The following is a 19856-nucleotide window of genomic DNA, read 5'->3' as shown; positions in this document are numbered from 1 at the left end:
TCATAACCAGCGATTATTGATCACGAAATAGTCTTAATAATGTCGGGTAATCAGTAGGTTATTGCATGATAATAACATCATGAATATTGATATCGATATCGAAAACTTACCTGACGACCCAGCAACACTGAAAAAGATGTTGTCGCAGGTTATGTCGCGTTATCAATACTTGGAAGAGCAGTTCCGTATTGCCCAGCATAAACAGTTCGGTAAAAGTACCGAGGGCCACCCTGGACAGGGGGAATTGTTTAATGAGGCGGAAGAGCTGGTTGCGGAGGTGGAAGCGCCCGAACAGGAAGCGATTAGCTATACGCGCAATAAACCCAAGCGTAAACCGCTTCCTCAAGATTTACCCCGCGAGGTTATCGTTCACGATATCCCTGAGGAAGAGAAAACGTGTGACTGCTGTGCAAGCGACTTGCACTGTATCGGTGAAGATAAGTCAGAGAAACTTCAGTTCATTCCTGCGCAGGTGAAAGTGATTGAGCATGTTCGCCCGAAGTATGCGTGCCGTACCTGTGACAAAGACGGAATTAGCAATAAGGTAAAGCAAGCGCCTGTGCCTCACAGTGTTATCCCAAAAGGTTATGCCACGCCAAGCTTGTTAAGCCAAATCATCACCAGCAAATATCAGTATGGGTTACCCCTTTATCGTCAAGAGGCGATGTTCAAACAGCACGGTATCGAACTCAGCCGCAAAACCATGGCGGACTGGATAATCCGCTGTGCTGAATTATTTAAGCCCCTCTACGACCAGCTTCATCAGCATCTGCTACAACAACCGGTTATCCAGGCGGATGAAACCACACTAAAGGTTGTCGATGCTGACAAAGCGACCAGTTACATGTGGCTGTATGCCACCGGTGCGGATTCGCCAGCAGGCAAGATACCGGACTCGGTTATCCCAAACATCGTCTTGTACGACTACCACAATAGTCGGGCTGGGCAATGTGCAGTGGACTTCCTTGCTGGCTACAACGGCTATCTGCAAGTGGATGGTTATCAGGGTTACGAGCAGACACAGGCCACATTAGTGGGCTGCTGGGCTCATGCACGCCGTAAGTTTATGGAAGCGAAGAAAGGCGCAGGTAAAAAAGGCAGCGGCAAAGCGGATTGGGCACTCAATCACATCCAAAAACTCTACCGCATAGAGACCCAGCTAAAAGATAAAACAGTGGAAGTGCGCTACCTCACCAGACAAGAAAAAAGCCTGCCGCTGCTAACTCAGTTCCATACATGGTTAGAGAAATCAGTTCAACAAGTGTTACCGAAAACCAAATTAGGTGAAGCGATACAATACTGCTTGAACCAATGGGAAAAGCTTGTACGTTACACACTCGATGGATTACTGAATATCGACAATAATCGCGCTGAGCGCGCGATTAAACCGTTCGTCATAGGAAGAAAAAACTGGCTGTTTAGCCAAACCGCCACAGGTGCAAACGCCAGTGCGGTGCTTTATAGCATCATTGAAACCGCAAAAGCTAACGACCTCAATGTGTTCGAGTATGTCATGACTTGCCTTGGCGAACTCAGCAATCACGACGCTAATATCGAGCAACTGCTACCATGGCAGTTTGCTAACCGCTAGGTGGGATCACCGGACGCTTACTATTGTCTGACATCGAAGTGAGCTACAAAAACTTTAAGGCCAGTGGAAGTGTAGGTGGTAGAAATGGCGACTCGCAAAGGGTGAAATCGTTTCTGTGGTTTGGGCCATCTAATAGAATTAGATTACATGATGGACTTGGATTTGGTACTAATATTGGCAGCTTAACCCCTGCTCATGAGCTTGGTCACGCAATAGGATTAAACCATCAGTTTAATAATACCGGTGCCCTGATGAGTTATTCTTTGAATAAATCAAACGCAATAACAAGTCCGCAGATGAGAAACTTGATTGAGGCATACAGATAGTGAAATTGATATACAAAATTTTGTTTTTTGTTTGTTTGGTAGGAGTTTTTTTATTGCTAAATCTTCCGTTGAATGAACCTGTTGAATTTAACAAGGTTAATAAGGTTTTAGAAGATAAGCAGAAACTAAAGGAGAAAGTAAAAGAAGCTTTTAGTCATGATGATTTTTACACAAGACCTTTAAGATATTTAACACAGGAAAAAAAAATCAAAGTTAGTGGTGTTCTGAACACCACATCTGCATTAGATAAAATTTTATCAAGGCGGAGTTATGATTTGATCCTAAACGAAGGGAACGATGCAGAATATTTAATTGAGATCGTTATTTTTAGAAATTTAGACTATGAGGTAAAAAGCTTTTACCTAAGATTAGTTTAACCTCCCCAAACTACAAACTAATTTGGACAGTCATTTTTGAAACCAAACCCGCTCCGGCGGGTTTTGCATTCAAAGAAGGCCGTCTCTGCGATGGACGCTCAGAGAAATCTTGTAGTGTTACTGAGCCATCTCACCAAATTTCATTTCAAGCACAACTTGCATAAGCCGTGCTCTATCCGAAGGAGTGTGGAAATAGCTTTTAGGCGTTTTTGATTCCAGAATGGGGATTTTGGCAAAGCAATGGGGTATTCTTTTAAGTTTATGAGATATAAAAATGCTGGAGGGTATGGATTTACTTGGTTGAGAAATGGAAAGCGAAGCTTTGGAATCGACAACCACCCAATTCCAAAGCTTGTTGGACACAATAAAAATGTTTGGCATTTCCATGCGGGAAAAACAGGAAATCAAGTTCGTAAACATAGACCATATCAAGGAGGCTGGAAATGGTGGTAAATAAGTTGCCTGTTTATCCAATAACGGTGAAATATATACGAGAAAAAGAAGAAGTAACTTTTGACAATGAGTTCGAAATGGTCACGTATTTAGAGTTTTTTGATAGCCATGATCCAGAAGAAGATGTTGAAGTAAAAGATGCGTTATATCGAACCATTAAACTCATTATATGGGGTCTAGAGCTTAAAAAATTTGAGGTAGAGGATGGTTCAGAGACAGCTTCCAATTAAGTTAAATTTGGGAGCAACCTAAGCCAAGCAAACGAAAGCAAGCATCCGCTGGTTTTCTTTTATCTGGCGTTTAGCGCTTCGTGCTTCGCTTCCTTTGGGTTGGTGCCAAAGCTGGCAGGCGCTGCTACATCTCTTCAGAGTCCAATTGATTAAAAAATGTTTCGCCATCAACAAGGTCATTTTCGTCTAGATTTTGAAAACGGTTTTTGACTAACGCAAGTTTTTCAATCTCATCGATATCGGAATCGAGGTGATCTTCGCATCGAAAGATAATTTTCTAGCGAATAGCGTGACGTGGTCAACCAAAATTGACCAACCCAGTTAAGCTACTTTCTTCTGTTTCAATGCTGCCACTTCATACTGATTCGGACTCATATATCCTAAGTATGAATGTAACCGCATCGGATTATAAAACATCGCGATGTACTGCAAGATATCTTGCTGTGCTTCGAGACGGGTTTGATATGACTTCCAATGCACACGTTCTTGTTTCAGTGTACCGAAGAAACTCTCTACCACGGCATTATCCCAACAGTCGCCTTTTCGACTCATGCTGCCAATAAAACCATGGCCTTTCAATAATCGACGATACTGGTCACTTGCATACTGACTTCCTCTGTCAGAATGAACAATCAATCCTGGCTTCGGGCGACGTTGCCAAATCGCCATTGTCAGTGCATCGCAAACAAGCTTGGCCTTCATTCGTGAACCCATACTCCAGCCCACAACCTTCCGCGAGAACAGATCAATAACCACGGCTAAATACAACCAACCTTCACGTGTCCAGACGTAGGTAATATCGCAAACATACGCTTGGTCCGGTGCGTTAACGTCAAACTCACGGTTGAGTACATTGTCGAATACGGGCTTGTCGTGATCACTATTGGTGGTGATTTTATACTTCTTCTTGTATCGAACCTTTACGTTGGCTTCTTTCATTAACTGCCGCGTTTGCTGTCGGCCTACTGGATAACCTAAACAGTTCAATGCTCGCTGCATTCTGCGGCTACCGTATGTATGCTCACTCGCAACATCTATGGCTTCAATCCATTCGAGCATCTCAGCTTTTTCGTTATCCTTCTGCGTCTGCGGCCATTCCTGCTTCTTCACATACCGGTAGAAGCCATTTCTATTCACGCCCAACAGTCGACACATTAAATCGACTGGATAGGTCTTTTTACGTTGCGCGATGAAACGATATTTTATTTCGTTTCCTTGGCGAAAAAGACCGTCGCTTCCTTTAATATGCGCTTTTCCATTTCAAGCTGTTTGACCTGCGCTTTAAGTCGACGGATCTCTTCTTGCTCTGGTGTTAATTTACCGTTGCCCCTAAATGCTTGCCCATCATCATTGCAGGTGGGGCATTATCTGGTTACGTTGCAACTGGCTCGCTAAAGGGGGCATTAGTTGGAGCATTTAGTGGGGCGCTTTTCTACGGTGCTGGTGAGTTAATTGCCAATAACGGGATACAGAATATACTCGGAAAAGGACTTATTCGAGGGATGGCAGGCGGAATAAGTAGTGTCCTTTCTGGTGGTAAGTTTGGACATGGTTTTGCTGCCGCAGGCGTATCAAGTATGGCAGGAGGCAAGATTGATTCAGCCTTCAAGGATACGGGCGCAAGAGTTGTTGCCGCTGCTGTCGTCGGTGGTACGGTTAGTCAGGTTACAGGTGGTAAGTTTGCTAATGGTGCAATAACCGCAGCCTTCATGAAAAGCGTATAATGACGCCAACCACCCCAAGTTTGAGTCGCCTGATGCCCCATTAACTAAATGGTTTAGAAGTATTGCTGATGGAGCGGCTCAACTTAGAAGTTCAATAGAAGGAGTAATGAGCGATATTGGTGACGGTATATCTAATACAGTGAGTTCTTTAGCTGAAGACCCTGCTAGAACTGCTGCCAATACTGTCGCTATAGCTGGTGCGGGAACTTGTGCATTTACGGCTGGGGCAGGATGTGTTTTAGCTGCCACTGCTGCAACAGTAGGAGCTAGTGATATGCTGGAGCAAACAACTGGATATGATCCGGTACAACGAGGTACTGAAAAAGCTTTCATGGGAGCTGGCATGGATGCAGAAACTGCAAGACAAGCTGCAGCTATTGGCGTAAACGTTCCGGGAGCTTTAACTGGAGCTGGTGCTACAACTAATATGTTTAGAGCATTAAGTGTTAACCAAACGATTAGTGCCTCTAGTGCTGCAAACGCATACTTATCAGCATATAGTGTTAATGCTGCACAAAGGGAGGTTTCAGGAAATTGATTCGATTAATTACTATAGCTTTATTTGTTTGTTTTATTATCTCTTGTGGAGAAGGTAGGAAGTACCATCTTGCTACAGGGAAAGTGACCGACATATCTTGTGAAGATATTTGGAGGTCAAGTAACGTATTAAACATACAAGTAGTAAGTAAGGAGTTTGAATCTCCAGTAAACTTTACTTCAAAATTGTGGAATGTTGATTGCTCTCAAGTTTCGAAGTTAATAAGCAAAGAGCAAGAAATTGAGTTTCAATATGAAAATGCAGGAAGAAAGGGAGCTGTATTGGTTTATTTAAAAGTTGCAGATATTGTGGTTGTGGATAATAAATAAGAAAACACCAAGGAAACAGTTTAATTAACTTTAAGTTACACTGCCCCTTCAACTTGGGAGCAACCTAAGCCAAGCAAACGAAAGCCAGCGGGAGCTGGTTTTCTTTTATCTGGCGTTTAACTTTTGAAGTTGGCGCTTCGCTTCCTTTGGTTTGGTGCCAAGAGGGGCGAAGATTGTAAATTACTGAAAATCAGCTTGGTGTCAAATCTATTCAGACTCCAATTGATTAAAAAATGTTTCGCCATCAACAAGGTCATTTTCGTCTAGATTTTGAAAACGGTTTTTGACTAGCGCAAGCTTTTCAATCACATCAACATCGCAATCGAGGTGATCTTCGCATTGAAAGAAAATTTTCTTGCGAATAGCGTTTGGTCTATCTGGTGATGCAGGGCAACCGCATGAGTGTTTAGTTTTCGAACATTTTTGTTAATCCAGCCTTCAATACTGCCTCAAGGTAGTCAGTTTTTATTAGCGCCCGTTTTTGTTTTCTGGGGATACTTAACTGAGAAGGCTCTGCTCGGAGCATATTAAGGAGAGTTACTTGGACACCCATCTTAACTTAACGTCGTACAAACTAATCGGAAATCCTCTATAATTTGAAACCAAACCCGCTCCGGCTGGTTTTGCATTCAATAATCGAGGGTTGTGAATTAAATAGGACACCCACCATAACCCCCCTGCTCAAGGCTGGCTTTGACGTCAACGCTGCCTGCAATGTGTTCCGGCACTCTGCGGCGACACACCTGTTAGAGAATGGCGCGAACTTACGCCAGATTCAGGAGTATCTCGGCCATGCTGATCTTTCTACCACACAGGTATACACGCACATAGTGAAGACTGAACTAAATCGTGCGTATAGCCAGTTTCACCCGTCTGCTATCTCAGGGGAGTAGACGTTCATCTTTTAGTGTCATAACTTCATGAAAAGTAATGAATACAGCGTGATTCTGTGTCGTGTTTTTGATGTCGAAGTATGTCGTATTTTTGCATTTGATTAATGTCGTATTTTTGCCTACTATATAGTCAATATGCTTAGGGGGTGTCAGATGACGATACAAGACAGAATAAAGACAAGAGTGAAGCGCTCTAAGCGTTCTGTTTTTCTGCGCTCTGATTTTAAAGATATAGCCGACTATGACCAAGTAGGTCGTGGGCTTAGAAACCTTGCTCGTGAAGGCTTGTTGATGAAGATAGGTTACGGGCTTTATGCACGTGCCAGAGTCAATCGCATTACAGGTAAATTGATGCCGGATAATGCTGCGGGTGCTGATGGTGTGCTAATAGAAGCTATGGAAAGGTTAGATGTAGACTACAAGTTCGATGATTTGTCGAACATGAACTTTTCAGGCCAGAGCACGCAAATTCCAGCCAGTGTTAAAATTGTTCCAACCGATCCACGCTTTACCCGTAAAATTACCGTAGGTAAACAGCGTGTCAACGAAGCTCGATAGCTCGCTATTTGTCGATGTTGCCGACGCCATAGGGCTAGGCAACCCGGCAATTATCGAAAAAGACTACTATGTTGTCCAACTACTAAAACTCATCTCGGAGCACAATCCAGAACATTATCAGATGGTGTTCACAGGAGGAACAGCACTTGCGAAGTCAGCAATCAAAACCTATCGCATGTCTGAAGATATTGATATTAAATTGGTCCCGAACGAGGTATTCAGCGGCCTTACTTCAGGTGGTGCTAAGAAAAAGGCGCGTAAGGCGATTAAACAGTGCATTGAGAGATTGATTGATGACAATGATACTTTTTCGATTGACGGGGAAGTTACGGTAAAAGACCAGTACCGCTATTTCAGCTTTAACATCCGCTATCCTCAGGAGCACCAGCAGGCACCATGTCTACGTCCGTTTATAAAACTTGAATTCATCGAATCGAAGCTATTAGAAGAGCCAGAATCAAAAACTGTCCAGTCAATATACGCAGAAACACTTAAATCTGACATCGAACTTGAAGAAATGGCGTGTGCAGCCATTTCAGAAACACAAGCCGAAAAGTTGATTTCAATGACTCGGAGAACGGCAAGTGTTGCCAGAAATTGCGAACGTGATGATGACGAAACCTTAATTAGACATATCTACGATACATACCACATCCAACAGGCTCAACCATCTGACATTGAGTCGCTAGGAAGAATGGTCATAACTGCCATTACTTTAGATATTGAGCGATTTGGTAATCAACACCCGCAAATGGTTGAGACGCCCATTGACGAATTGCGGTTCGGGTTAAAACTATTGAATGAAGAACCCAAATTTAAAGAAAGGTACAACAACTACGTAAGTCCAATGGTATACGCAGAAAACCCAGTGCATTGGGACGATGCATTTGCGGTTTTTACTAAGTTGGCAAATGAAGTATTAGATTATGTTCGGCAAAACAGTTAGCCTGAGAATGATAGTAAGATTTTGAAAAATATAAAAGTATAAGGAAATTCAGATGCCTCGCTCAGCTTTTAAAGGTACAGCGAATATTACCGATCAAGGAATAAAGAAGCATTTTAAGAACTATGAGCCATGGCAGGCTTTGTTCGAATTGGTTTGGAATGGTCTTGATGCAAAAGCGTCTCGGATTGACATTAACATCGAAAGTAACAATATGGATGGGTTAGAACTCATTCATGTTATAGACAATGGTGATGGTATTGATTTCCACAACTTGTCAGATAATTTCGATAGGTTTAATGAGTCATTGAAGAAGGGCGCGAGTCTGCACGGTAGCCACGGAAGGGGACGTCTGTCTTTTCACAGATTATGCCAAGTTGCATCATGGTACACGCGGTTTGGGGGCAAAGACGCCTGTATTTCAATTAACAGTGCTAACGTAAAGGATTATAGTGGAGAAAACCTGCCCGATAGTGAACAACTTAAATGTATTCAACAGTATGGAAAGGGCACTTGTGTTGAGCTCAAAAACTTCACTGAAAACCTTCCGGAAATTGATGATTTACTCCACAGGTTTTCCATCGAGTTTGGCTGGTATCTAGCATTAAATAAAGAACGTGAGATCTTTTTCAATAACGGTCAGCACAAAGTATCTATACCTGCTCATGATTTCAAAGAAGTCGATTTAGTTATTGAGGAAACCCCGTTCAAACTTACCTTCTTAAGGTGGCATGACAAACCGTCATCTGAGCAGTCACATTACTATCTTTTGAATAGTGCAGGCCGTACTGTTTACAAGCAATATAGTAGTTATAACAAAAAGAGCCTGTTTTGGCTGAGCGCATATGCACAGTCTGAATGGGCTGATGGTTTTACTGAGCAAAAGCCGGATATGTTTGTGGCTGAAATCCGCACAACATCTTCTCGAACATACAAAAAGCTGTTAGAAATTCTCAATGGTTACTCAAAAGAAATTTATGACGATTACTTACGTCGGTTCGTAGATGACGAAATAGAAAAGTTTAAGGATGAGGGGGCTTTTCCAACCTACTCACACCAAGACCCGAGTTATGCTAAATGGAGGCTTGAAAATACACTAGCACTTGTTCGTCAAATATATATTAGCGAACCCGCTTTATTTAAGAAGTCCAACAAAAAACAGCGAAAAATTATCATTAGACTACTGGATAAAATAACAGTATCTGACCATAATGAAGATCTTTTTGAAGTCTTAGAAAGTGTGTTGGAATTGGAACCGGAGAAAATGAAGCTGTTCTCTGAACAGATGCAGAGATCAAAGCTTGAACACATTATAAGTACAATTGATGTCCTTCATAGGAGGGAACACGCTGTGAGCATGATCAGGGAGATAATGAGAAATCATTATCAAAACGTATTAGAAACACCTGATATGCAGATCGTAATAGAAAATAATACATGGCTGTTTGGGCCACAGTACGAAACGATTGGCGCAGAAGAAGACGACTTTATTTCCATTACTAAAAAAATGCGTAATGAAATTAAGGGTATTGATGACATTGAAGAAGACGATGTTGAAGATATATCTCATATTGACGGTGTAAGAGGTCAGGTTGATCTTTTCCTTGCTGGGCGTATTCCAAAAACTGATTATGATGGCACAAAGTATTTCCATTGCGTTGTCATAGAGATAAAGCGCCCCGGCATAGCTTTGAATTACAAGCACCTAAGTCAGCTTGATAGGTACGCTTCAATATTGGCAAAAAACCCAGAGTTTAATGGCGACAATACAAGAATCGACTTAATCTTGGTTGGCAGAAAAATTTCTGGAAGCGACACGTCAATCAAGGCAAGACTCGAAACATGCAGAGACAAGCAAGATCCCGGCTTGGTAACGGCGGGTAAAATTAAATCCTATGTTAAAACGTGGGAAACGATATGCGAAGAGTTCGAGCTATCGAACGATTTCTTGCTTAGTACCTTAGAGACCAAGAAAGCTAGCCTTTCTGATTATAGCGCCTCAAAGTTATTGGAAAGTTTGCACAGCAAAAATTATTAAAATTCTCCTAAACTTGATTGGTTATATAGACAGTGACTGAAAAAAATAACTTTAAATCAATTTTTCATGCTTCGGTTCCCACACTTTTAGTAGTAGTGATTTTGTTATTGTTTATTGCTTTAGAAGAGTATGCCACCTTACCAAGTCCCGGAGATTCACTCGAAGGTACTCTTGATCTTGATGAAGTTAGTAAAGTAAGTATAGATTGATTCAGAGTTTAGTTGCGACTCATTTGTCTATGAAATTATGTTCATCATCGCTGGCCGTACCGCTACTGTCTTGATGTGCCTTGACTATGCTGTCATCGATAAATAGCCATTCTGCATCACCATCTACAGCCAAGCTTTCAAATAGCTTGTCTAGCACGCCTTTCTTTGACCACAGATTAAAACGCCGAAAAACGGTACTCCAATCACCAAACTCATTTGGTGAATCTCGCCAAGGTATGCCTGTTCTCATGCGGTATAGAATGCCTTTCAGTGTATTTCTATGCTCATATTTTTTGTAGACAGCCCACTCGATTTGAGTATTTGTTTTAACTTTTCTCATGCATTGCCTGATAACAAAGTTCGTGGCATAGCAACGTCCGTTCTCGGTGGTATGTTGATTTTTGGCGAAACCATTATATCTTGTTGCTATGCCGCTGTTTATTTTTAAAACAAAGAACAACACCCTTTTGTTCTTTTACGATCTTTGGGCTAGGTTTTTATCTCAATTGCTCATTTTTAAAGCGGTCGAGCATGTTTACCTCAAGTTTACATTGCAATAAAAATTTAAAACTTGTTATTGTTGAGCTTGCGTGACTTCACTGTGCGAATACGGGATACTCCGTTGCGTTATTTTCGGGAAAATCCCTAGGGTGTGTTGACCTTTGCTTTGCATTTTTACAGCGAGCGGCATGCCGTTTAGACAAGGCTAATGGTTGACGGTCTAGTGAACTAAATCGAAACCATTTAGACCAAAATCTGTAAAGAAAGGTCAGCGCGCCTTAGCGCTCGTCCGGTGGGTGATGACGACATATCATCTGCACGGCAAAACTACATTTTTTGTGGCTCCGCAGTTATCACAACAATAGCAGGGGTCACCGTTAACAAGTATGAGAAATAAATATGGCTATCAATTTTGTACCGCTAGATAAAGAAAAGCATAAAGACCTGAAGGTTGCGGTAAATTCATCTTTCAGCTTCGCAAAGAATACTCACCTTGCTGCGGCAACGATCCGTGAGTTTGCGCAACTTGCGGCGTCGATGCCTCTCGTGTTCATTGAAGATCCAACATCAAAGCGTCACCACGTAGTAACAATGTTAGGCATGGAGCAAGGTCAAAACTTGTTCCTTACAGGCGACACATGGAAAGGTCCTCATGTTCCAATGAACATTCTTCGCTATCCGTTTGATGTGCGTCCTGACGGTGACAAGCTTGGTGTTTTTATGGATGAAAACAGCGACCTAGTGTCAACTGGTGAAGGTCAACCCCTGTTCACTGAAGCTGGAGAGCCAAGCGAGTTTCTTGAAGGCCGTCAGAATTTCTTAGCAGACCTCGCTAACAGTGAAATGCTAACACAGCGCTTCGTAGCTAAAGTCGTTGAGCTAGACCTTCTTGATCAAATCCAAATTCGCCTGACTTACCAAGATGGTAAGCAACGCAACGTCACTGGTATGTTGAGTATCAATGAGAAAAAGTTACTTGAGCTTCCCGACGAGCAAGTGCTTGAATTGCACAAAGCAGGCTTTTTAGGTGCAATCTATGCAGTAATGATGTCTGTAGGTCAGCTAAACCGATTGGTTGAGCTTTCTAACGGGACAGAGAACCCAATTCGCAACATGCAACTTTCAGTAGTACAACCTGAAGAGCAACAAGCAAGCGAAGAAGCGCCAAGCGAATAAGTGATGCAACAGTAGGCTACACGGTCTAGGAATATTTTTAAGCCCCGTTTTACGGGGTTTTTTATATCGCAACGAAATCTATCTGCTAACCATCTAGTTTAATGCAGTTCATCGATTAATTTTTCTCAGCTCGATTTCTTTTTCTATTATTTTTCTTTTTTTTACACGCCTAATCATACACTTCCTCCTAGTACTGTATATACAAACAGCTCAACGCCAGTAAATACGCGGCCTCGGCATTGTTTTTATACTTGACAGTGGGGATCAATGATACCTAAACTGTCAACTAGTGGGTAAATGTGGCGAAATGTGGATCAAATCATCATCACTTTGCAGATTAGTACTCAAAAATTAAGAAAAATAAAAGCAAATAACAAAAGGCTAGGGGAATGTTCCGCGGCGCTAACGCAATCAATCTGGATACAAAAGGCAGACTAGCTGTACCGACTCGGTATCGTCAGTCTCTGCTGGATGATTGTGGGGGACAACTTGTATGTACGGTAGATACACAACAAAGTTGTTTGCTACTTTACCCACTCCCTGAATGGGAAGAAATAGAGCTAAAACTTATTAAGCTCTCTAGTATGGTTCCAGCAGAGCGCAGAATGCAGCGCTTGCTATTAGGTCATGCTTCAGAGGGCGAAATGGACAAAAGCGGTCGAATTCTTATACCTACACCTTTGCGTGCTCACGCAAAGCTATCCAAAGAAGTCATGTTAGTTGGTCAGTTAAACAAATTTGAAATTTGGGATGCCGATGTTTGGGCTCAACAAATTGAGGTTGATATAGACACCGAACGCAAAGGCGAATTTGAACTTACCGAACGGCTACAGGATTTCTCTCTATGACATCGCAAAACACGTCATCAACAAGCGAATTTAAGCATGTTTCCGTACTGCTTGATGAATGTATTGAGGCGTTATCTATTAAGCCGAACGGTATTTACATTGATGCGACCTTTGGTCGAGGTGGCCATTCTGCGCACATTTTAGCGGCGTTGGGTCACGCCGGGAAACTTATTGCGTTTGATCGCGACCCTCAAGCTATCAAGGCTGCTGAACGCTTTGCTGGCGACGAACGCTTCAGTATCATTCATGCGCCCTTCGGCAATATGGCCGAAGAAATTGAAGCCTTAGGTTTGATGGGGAAAATAGATGGTGTATTGATGGACTTAGGTGTGTCATCGCCTCAGCTTGACGATGCAGAACGGGGTTTCAGTTTTCTGCGCGATGGCCCCCTTGATATGCGTATGGATACCTCTAAAGGTCAAAGTGCCGCTGATTGGTTGGCTCACGCTGAAGAGCAAGATATCACCCAAGTGATTAAAGAATTCGGTGAAGAGAAATTCGGTAAGCGAATAGCGCACGCCATTGTGAACACTCGCAAAGAAACACCGATCATTCGCACGGCTCAATTAGCGAAAATTATCGATGAAGCTGTGCCGGTAAAAGATAAATATAAGCACCCAGCCACGCGAGCATTCCAAGGCATTCGAATTTATATCAACGCTGAGCTTGAGCAGCTTCGCGTTGGGTTAAAAGCAGCCACTCAGGTGTTGGCAAAAGAAGGTCGACTAGCCGTTATTTCTTTTCACTCGTTAGAAGACAGATTGGTTAAGCGCTTTATTAAAGAGCAGAGTAAAGGGAAGTCGGTTCCTCACAATATGCCCATTACCCAAGCCGAAATTGATGCCGACAAAGTGCTTAAAGCACTGAGTAGAGCCATCAAACCATCTGAGCAAGAAGTGATCAATAACGTGCGCTCTCGTAGCTCAGTACTGCGGGTGGCCGAAAAGCTATGACGACGACAAATAAAGCCGGTACTAATTTTAATTTAATACTGATTATCGTCTCAGATTTGACCCGCAACAAGTTGCGGGTTTTGTTGTATTTGATGGTTATTACTAGTGCCATGGCCGTGATTTTGAGCAGTCACCACAACAGACAGCAAGTTATTGCGTTAGAAGACCTAATGCAGGAGAAAGACGAGCTTGACGTTGAATGGCGAAATCTCGTGCTTGAGCAACGTGCTCTGACTGAGCACAATCGCATCGAAACTTTGGTTGAAAAACAGTTGGGCATGTATCGTCCTACTGCCGATGATGAAGTGGTGGTCAGACTTAAATGAGCACGGTAACGACTACTCGGTCGCGCAAAAAAACAGGCGCAAAGCAAAATGTAACGCCAAGTTTCATGCACTGGCGATTCCTCGTTGTGCTTGTGGTTATTACCTCTGTGTTTGGCGTACTTGCAGCCCGCGCCGCGTTTATTCAAGTGATAGAGCCCGATGAACTTATTCAACAGGGTGACAGCCGCACCCTACGTACGCGCAACATGCCCACCTACCGCGGTATTATTACCGATAGAAACGGCGTTGAATTAGCGGTCAGTGTGCCGGTAAGAGCGATATATGCCGATCCAAAAGTAATCCATGAAAACAACGGTTTTGATGAAGTGCGCCGCTGGGATGCACTGGCAGACGTTTTACGTCAGGACGTGACTGAACTGAAAGAGAAGGTAGCAAACCCTAAACGTCGATTTGTGTATCTGCAGCGCCAAGTATCGGCAGCTATGGCCGAATACGTTGACAAGCTTGATATCCCTGGTATTTACCTGCGCAGAGAAAGTCGCCGTTATTACCCAACCGGTGAAGTGTCAGCACAGCTTATTGGCGTTACCGATGTTGACGATACCGGTGTTGAAGGCCTTGAACACATGTTCGATGAGTGGTTGACGGGTACGCCAGGCTCTAGAAAAATCCGTCGCGACGCAAAAGGGCGGCAGGTAGAGATTCTGGAAACCAAAGCAGGCGAAAAAGCCGGTAATCTGCAGCTTGCTATCGACCAGCGTATTCAGGCTTTGGCGTATAAAGAAATTAAAGAAGCCATGATTTACTATCAGTCCAGTTCTGCATCGGCCATGGTGGTTGACGTGAAAACGGGCGATGTGCTTGCCATGGTAAACGCACCGTCGTTTAATCCTAATGACAGAAGTGATATTGCGCCTCACAGAATGCGCAACCGAGTGATTACTGATGCCTTTGAGCCAGGCTCTGCATTAAAACCCTTAGCGGTACTTACAGCACTTGAGTTCGGTGAAGTAGAACCAGACGATATCATTGATACAAGCCCTGGCTGGATGCGACTTGGTGGTAGTTTAGTGAAAGATTCACGTAACTATGGTGAGCTATCTCTTGAAGAGATCATCCAACACTCAAGCAACATGGGAACGTCAAAGTTAGGGCTTTCTGTGCCTAAAAACTTCCTATTAGACACGTATTACAATCTCGGTTTGATGAGCGACACTGGGCTTAATATGGCTGGGGAAAGCAGCGGTATTTTTCATGAGCGAAGCCGATGGTCAAAATTTGAATTAGCCACCTTGTCATTCGGTTACGGTATTTCCGTCACTACTGCGCAGTTAGCGCGACTTTACGCCACTATCGCCAACGGCGGGATTAAAACGCCCCTTAATATGGTGAAGTCGCCACAGCAGCCTGCATGGCAAGGGCAGGCTGAGCGCGTGATTAGCGAGGAGAATGCAAAAGCCATTGTTCAAATGATGGAAAGTGTAACCCAACGTGGCGGTACAGCAACCAAGGCCGCTGTGCCTGGCTACCGTGTTGCGGGCAAAACGGGCACAAGTCGAAAAGCAGTGGCCGGTGGTTATGGCGAAGAGTATGTAAATATCTTCGCAGGTATTGCCCCTGTCTCTGATCCGCGCTTGGTTACGGTGGTGCTTATCAACGAGCCAGGTGGCGATCTATACCACGCGGGCGACACTGCCGCCCCTGTATTTTCATCCATTATGGGTGGTGCGCTTCACATATTAAATATTACCCCAGACGACAAGCAAGTAACGTTTAGTCGATTTTTGAAGGGAGGTGAAAGTGGTAGCTAGCGCCTTCACTCAAAGCATTCGGGCCTTACTGGCAAAGTTTGGCGTAGATGCCCCTGATATTCGCGTGGAAGGATTAATTCTTGATAGCCGCGAGGTGAACACGCGCTCAGCGTTTGTTGCCATAAAGGGCCATGAAAGAGATGGTCGGGAGTTTATTCCCCAAGCCATCAGCTTAGGTGCAAAAGTAATTCTGGCGCAAACCGACGACAGTGAAGCCCATGGTGCCATGGAGATGCGTGACCATAGCGTTATTATTTCGCTTTACCGACTACCTAATTTGCTATCCACATTAGCAGGTGCATTTTACGATTATCCTGCACAAAAGATGATATCGGTTGCGGTAACGGGTACGAACGGAAAAACATCGACAGTTCAATTGCTTACTCAGCTTAAAGACGCGCTAGGTACACGTAGCGCCAGTATCGGAACCTTAGGTAGCAGTGTGTTTGAAGGTGCTGATACTCAGTGGCAAACCACGTCAGCAGCAAATACCACACCGGATGCTATTCGCATGCAGTACTTGTTGGCAGAGTTTGTGCAAAGCGATGTGCAGCACGTTGCGTTTGAGGCGAGTTCTCATGCTCTGGTTCAAGGGCGTCTGAGTCATGTTAAAACTGATATTGCGGTGTTGACCAACTTAACCCGGGATCATCTTGATTATCACGGCTCTATGGAAGAGTACGCTAAGGCTAAACGTTTGTTGCTAGAACAACCGGGGCTTTCGGCCATCGTATTAAATGCAAACGATGAAGAAAGTCAGCGTTGGGATAGTGCGGCAAAACAACACATTACTCGTGTGTGGACAGGTGTTGAAAGTAGCGCAGTTTCAGTAAGTACGTACAAAAACCAAGACTCTGTTGCTGATAGAGCAGCACACTCTGACAATGCAGTCTCTAACACGTCAGCAGAGAAACCCGCTAGCAAATATTGTTTTGCGCTAAATGCCGAGTATCACGAAGCAGGCTGTCGTTTTGACATCCAAAGCTCTTGGGGTAATGCCGCGATAGCGCTTCCTCTATTTGGTGCATTTAACGTTGCCAATGTGCTGAGTGCCATTGCGACTTTGTTGCAGCAGGGAGAGCGCTTTAACGAGGTGGTTAGCGCCGTTAATGCCATAACGCCTGTTGAAGGGCGTATGGAAGTATTCCCCTTTCATGCTCGCGCCAATGTGGTTGTCGATTACGCTCACACTCCCGATGCCCTTGAAAAAGTGCTTGCCAGTGCAAGAGCACATACTACTGGAAATGTATGGTGCGTATTTGGCTGCGGCGGAGACAGGGATAAAGGAAAGCGTCCTTTAATGGGGCGTGCGGCCGAAGTAGGGGCAGACAGCATAGTGATTACCACCGACAACAGTCGGAGTGAGGCGCCTGAGGACATTGCAAAAGACATTGTTGCTGGATTGCACAACCAAGACGTTGCGGTGTCTATCCCCGATAGAGAGATGGCAATTCGTTTCTGCTTAGATAACAGCTCAGCGGACGACATTATCATCGTGGCAGGTAAAGGCCACGAAAATTACCAAATCATTGGTGATAAGAAAATAAATTACGATGAACGTGCGGTAGTAGCGCGACTACAACAGGAATACAGCAAATGATAAATACAACGCTGTCTTGGGTAGCCGAGAAGATAAACGGTAAATTAATTGGAAATGATTGCGACGTTTCAAGCGTTAGCACAGACACCCGGACAATTAGCGAAGGGGCCATTTATCTTGCGCTCAAAGGCCCTAATTTTAATGGTCACGATTTTGTTAACCAGGCACAACATGCGGGTGCAAAAGCAATAATCGCCAGTGAAGATATTACGACATCCTTACCCGTTATTCAGGTTTCAGACACAAAAGCAGCCCTAGGATTATTAGGGGCAGCGGTAAAAGCGTCGGTAGCTCCAAAAACTATCGCGGTCACAGGCAGTAGTGGCAAAACCACAGTGAAAGAAATGTGTGCATCTATATTGCAGGGCTGTGGAAACGTGTTGGCCACCAATGGCAACTTTAACAATGATATCGGCGTTCCACTTACGTTACTTCGCCTTGAGCTCCAACATGATTTTGCGGTCATGGAGCTTGGCGCAAATCACAAGGGTGAAATTGCTTATACCACTGAACTGGTAAAGCCTGATGTTGCCACTATTGTTAATGCTGCTGCATCGCATCTTGAGGGATTTGGCAGTGTAGACGGAGTGGCACGAGCTAAAAGCGAAATTTTTGATGGTTTGGGAAGCGATGGCGTTGCCATTGTGAACATTGATAGCGAGTTTGGTGATTTCTGGCTGGAAAAAGTGAGAAGTAAGCAAACCCTCACGTTTTCACCAGAGCAAAAAAATACAGCAGACTTTACTGCGACAGATATTGAAATAAAAGACAGCGGCTGCGCGTCTTTTATGCTGAATAGTCCAAACGGTCAGATAGCTATTCAGCTCACCATTCCCGGTATTCACAATGTAGGCAATGCGCTACTTGCAGCGGCGCTTACTTTAAATGTTGGCGCAACCCTTGCCGATGTGAGCGCTGGGCTCAGTGCAATGAACCAAGTCAGTGGCCGACTTAACGTTAAGCGACTTAATAAGCAGCTACGTGTGCTTGATGATACTTACAACGCCAATGTCGCTTCAGTGAAAGCTGCTATTAACACGTTAGTGGCGTTTTCAGGCGCTAAGGTGCTTATTTTAGGTGATATGGCAGAGCTTGGTGATGAATCAGATTATTACCATCAGCACGTCGGCGAGTATGCAAAGCAGCAGGGCATAAATTATCTGTACACCATGGGGGCGTTAAGTCATCTGGCGAGCGGCTCATTTGGAGGGCGTCACTTCGACAACCTTGACAGTTTAATAGCCTCGCTACATGACGATATAGTAACAGTGCACCAAGATATCTCAATTTTGGTAAAAGGATCTCGTAGTTCAAAAATGGAACGAGTCGTTAAGGCTATTGAATCCTCTTCATTCGGACAGTGCGATAGTAATGAGGAGCAAAGTCAATGTTAATGTGGCTAGCCGATTGGCTAACTCAATTCGATTCAGGGTTTAATGTATTTTCGTACCTTACGCTTCGGGCTATTTTAAGTACGTTGACCGCGCTTCTTATTGCCATCCTAATTGGTCCTAAAATGATCCGCTATTTGCAAAACATGCAAATAGGCCAAACCGTGCGCGACGATGGTCCGCAAAGTCACCTATCGAAATCCGGAACGCCGACAATGGGCGGTCTGCTTATATTGGCAGCAATTGTGATAAGTGGGTTACTGTGGGCTGATTTATCAAACCGTTACGTGCTGGTTACGCTCACTGTGGTAGTAGCCTATGGCATTATTGGCTTTGTTGACGACTATCGAAAAGTAATACGCAAAGATTCAAAGGGCCTTATTGCAAGATGGAAGTACTTTTGGCAATCGGTCATTGCGCTAGGCGTTGCGTTCTACCTTTACAGTAGTGCTACGCTGAGTGCGGAGACATCCCTATTAGTGCCTTTCTTTAAGGAAGTATTCCCTCAGCTAGGGTTATTTTTCATCGTTATTACGTATTTCGCTATTGTAGGCACTAGTAACGCAGTGAATTTAACCGATGGCCTTGATGGTTTGGCCATTGTGCCGACTATTTTAGTTGCCGGTGCATTCGCGGTTTTTGCTTATGTCACAGGAAATGCGAATTTCGCGGGCTACCTCAATATTCCGCACATCCCCCTTACCAGTGAACTGGTTATTGTGTGTACCGCTATGGTGGGCGCAGGGCTTGGTTTTTTATGGTTTAACACCTATCCAGCACAGGTTTTTATGGGCGATGTGGGCTCTTTAGCACTAGGTGGCACCCTTGGCGTGCTAGCGGTATTAGTCAGACAAGAGTTGGTACTTATTATTATGGGCGGTGTGTTTGTGATAGAGACGCTGTCGGTGATTTTACAGGTGGGCTCTTACAAACTCCGCGGGCAGCGTATTTTTAGAATGGCACCTATTCATCATCACTATGAGTTGAAGGGCTGGCCTGAGCCCAGAGTTATTGTTCGGTTCTGGATCATATCCATTATTTTAGTGCTAGTGGGCCTAGCAACATTGAAGTTGAGATAAG

19 protein-coding genes and 3 pseudogenes are annotated in these 19856 nt (G+C 44.0%); 19 read left to right on the top strand and 3 right to left on the bottom strand.

The genetic code is table 11. The annotated features are described in order from the left end of the window. Nucleotides 1–136: 136 nt before the first annotated feature. The 3 genes from tnpC (at nt 137) to ACOJR9_RS14655 (ending at nt 2977) form a co-directional block, all read left to right on the top strand. Complete coding sequence (gene tnpC / locus ACOJR9_RS14665) at nt 137–1591, top strand: IS66 family transposase (protein ID WP_420936072.1); 1455 nt, start codon at nt 137–139, stop codon at nt 1589–1591. 379 nt (nt 1592–1970) lie between these two features. Continuing rightward, on the top strand, nt 1971–2294 hold the full coding sequence (locus ACOJR9_RS14660) for a hypothetical protein (RefSeq protein ID WP_420933665.1): 324 nt from the start codon (nt 1971–1973) through the stop codon (nt 2292–2294). Between the two features lie 443 nt (nt 2295–2737). Continuing rightward, the gene (locus ACOJR9_RS14655; RefSeq protein WP_420933664.1) at nt 2738–2977 is read left to right on the top strand and encodes a hypothetical protein; all 240 of its coding nucleotides are present in this window, start codon (nt 2738–2740) and stop codon (nt 2975–2977) included. A gap of 321 nt (nt 2978–3298) precedes the next feature. On the opposite strand, the pseudogene ACOJR9_RS14650 reads toward ACOJR9_RS14655, so the two are convergent. Further along, a pseudogene (locus ACOJR9_RS14650) lies at nt 3299–4329 on the bottom strand (IS3 family transposase); the annotation flags it as partial. Between ACOJR9_RS14650 and ACOJR9_RS14645 the strand changes: the two are divergent. The 3 genes from ACOJR9_RS14645 to ACOJR9_RS14635 all read left to right on the top strand — a co-directional run bounded on the left by ACOJR9_RS14645 (nt 4315) and on the right by ACOJR9_RS14635 (nt 5568). Then, nucleotides 4315–4701 carry a hypothetical protein gene (locus ACOJR9_RS14645; RefSeq protein WP_420933663.1) on the top strand — a complete coding sequence of 129 codons (387 nt, stop codon included), beginning with the start codon at nt 4315–4317 and terminating at the stop codon, nt 4699–4701. The pseudogene ACOJR9_RS14650 and the gene ACOJR9_RS14645 sit on opposite strands and share 15 nt — an antisense overlap. Nucleotides 4702–4807: 106 nt before the next feature. Continuing rightward, the gene (locus ACOJR9_RS14640) at nt 4808–5239 is read left to right on the top strand and encodes a hypothetical protein (protein ID WP_420933662.1); all 432 of its coding nucleotides are present in this window, start codon (nt 4808–4810) and stop codon (nt 5237–5239) included. Continuing rightward, entirely contained in the window at nt 5236–5568 is a 333-nt protein-coding gene (locus tag ACOJR9_RS14635; RefSeq protein ID WP_420933661.1) for a hypothetical protein, read from the top strand. Before ACOJR9_RS14640 ends, ACOJR9_RS14635 begins: the two co-directional genes overlap by 4 nt. 406 nt (nt 5569–5974) lie before the next feature. On the opposite strand, the pseudogene ACOJR9_RS14630 reads toward ACOJR9_RS14635, so the two are convergent. Next, nucleotides 5975–6100, bottom strand: a pseudogene (locus ACOJR9_RS14630) (ISAs1 family transposase); the annotation flags it as partial. 184 nt (nt 6101–6284) lie between these two features. Between ACOJR9_RS14630 and ACOJR9_RS14625 the strand changes: the two are divergent. The 5 genes from ACOJR9_RS14625 to ACOJR9_RS14605 all read left to right on the top strand — a co-directional run bounded on the left by ACOJR9_RS14625 (nt 6285) and on the right by ACOJR9_RS14605 (nt 10209). Continuing rightward, nucleotides 6285–6461 (top strand): tyrosine-type recombinase/integrase, encoded by a 177-nt coding sequence (locus tag ACOJR9_RS14625; RefSeq protein WP_420933660.1) that lies wholly within the window; start codon nt 6285–6287, stop codon nt 6459–6461. Nucleotides 6462–6614: 153 nt separating this feature from the next. Further along, a complete protein-coding gene (locus ACOJR9_RS14620; RefSeq protein WP_071979919.1) occupies nt 6615–7019 on the top strand; it encodes a DUF6088 family protein in 405 nt (134 codons plus the stop codon). Next, the gene (locus tag ACOJR9_RS14615; RefSeq protein WP_420933659.1) at nt 7000–7965 is read left to right on the top strand and encodes a nucleotidyl transferase AbiEii/AbiGii toxin family protein; all 966 of its coding nucleotides are present in this window, start codon (nt 7000–7002) and stop codon (nt 7963–7965) included. The genes ACOJR9_RS14620 and ACOJR9_RS14615 overlap by 20 nt, the downstream gene beginning before the upstream one ends. Before the next feature lie 52 nt (nt 7966–8017). Beyond that, on the top strand, nt 8018–10000 hold the full coding sequence (locus ACOJR9_RS14610; protein ID WP_420933658.1) for an ATP-binding protein: 1983 nt from the start codon (nt 8018–8020) through the stop codon (nt 9998–10000). 32 nt (nt 10001–10032) lie between these two features. Continuing rightward, a complete protein-coding gene (locus tag ACOJR9_RS14605; protein WP_420933657.1) occupies nt 10033–10209 on the top strand; it encodes a hypothetical protein in 177 nt (58 codons plus the stop codon). Nucleotides 10210–10252: 43 nt separating this feature from the next. Here the strand turns inward: ACOJR9_RS14605 and ACOJR9_RS14600 are convergent. After that, nucleotides 10253–10530 (bottom strand): annotated as a pseudogene (locus ACOJR9_RS14600) (transposase); the annotation flags it as partial. A gap of 579 nt (nt 10531–11109) precedes the next feature. Here ACOJR9_RS14600 and ACOJR9_RS14595 point away from each other — a divergent pair. The 8 genes from ACOJR9_RS14595 (at nt 11110) to mraY (ending at nt 19855) form a co-directional block, all read left to right on the top strand. Next, nucleotides 11110–11886, top strand: coding sequence for a SapC family protein (locus ACOJR9_RS14595; protein ID WP_420933656.1), 777 nt, complete (start codon nt 11110–11112; stop codon nt 11884–11886). A 389-nt stretch (nt 11887–12275) separates the two neighbouring features. Next, the gene (gene mraZ / locus ACOJR9_RS14590; RefSeq protein WP_420933655.1) at nt 12276–12734 is read left to right on the top strand and encodes a division/cell wall cluster transcriptional repressor MraZ; all 459 of its coding nucleotides are present in this window, start codon (nt 12276–12278) and stop codon (nt 12732–12734) included. Then, nucleotides 12731–13687: a 16S rRNA (cytosine(1402)-N(4))-methyltransferase RsmH gene (rsmH, locus tag ACOJR9_RS14585; protein ID WP_420933654.1), complete on the top strand. Its 957-nt coding sequence runs from the start codon at nt 12731–12733 to the stop codon at nt 13685–13687. Before mraZ ends, rsmH begins: the two co-directional genes overlap by 4 nt. Continuing rightward, nucleotides 13684–14013 (top strand): cell division protein FtsL, encoded by a 330-nt coding sequence (gene ftsL, locus ACOJR9_RS14580; protein WP_420933653.1) that lies wholly within the window; start codon nt 13684–13686, stop codon nt 14011–14013. Before rsmH ends, ftsL begins: the two co-directional genes overlap by 4 nt. Further along, nucleotides 14010–15785: a penicillin-binding transpeptidase domain-containing protein gene (locus tag ACOJR9_RS14575; protein WP_420933652.1), complete on the top strand. Its 1776-nt coding sequence runs from the start codon at nt 14010–14012 to the stop codon at nt 15783–15785. Before ftsL ends, ACOJR9_RS14575 begins: the two co-directional genes overlap by 4 nt. Beyond that, a complete protein-coding gene (locus ACOJR9_RS14570; RefSeq protein WP_420933651.1) occupies nt 15775–17385 on the top strand; it encodes a Mur ligase family protein in 1611 nt (536 codons plus the stop codon). The genes ACOJR9_RS14575 and ACOJR9_RS14570 overlap by 11 nt, the downstream gene beginning before the upstream one ends. Beyond that, a complete protein-coding gene (locus ACOJR9_RS14565; protein ID WP_420933650.1) occupies nt 17382–18779 on the top strand; it encodes a UDP-N-acetylmuramoyl-tripeptide--D-alanyl-D-alanine ligase in 1398 nt (465 codons plus the stop codon). Before ACOJR9_RS14570 ends, ACOJR9_RS14565 begins: the two co-directional genes overlap by 4 nt. Further along, a complete protein-coding gene (mraY, locus tag ACOJR9_RS14560; RefSeq protein WP_420933649.1) occupies nt 18773–19855 on the top strand; it encodes a phospho-N-acetylmuramoyl-pentapeptide-transferase in 1083 nt (360 codons plus the stop codon). Before ACOJR9_RS14565 ends, mraY begins: the two co-directional genes overlap by 7 nt. Nucleotide 19856 lies beyond the last annotated feature (1 nt).

It is taken from the genome of Alteromonas ulvae (genome assembly GCF_048987005.1).
In the GTDB taxonomy this organism is placed as follows: domain Bacteria; phylum Pseudomonadota; class Gammaproteobacteria; order Enterobacterales; family Alteromonadaceae; genus Alteromonas.
The sequence above is the reverse complement of the archived record's forward strand: the minus strand, read 5'-3'. Positions and strand labels throughout refer to the sequence as shown.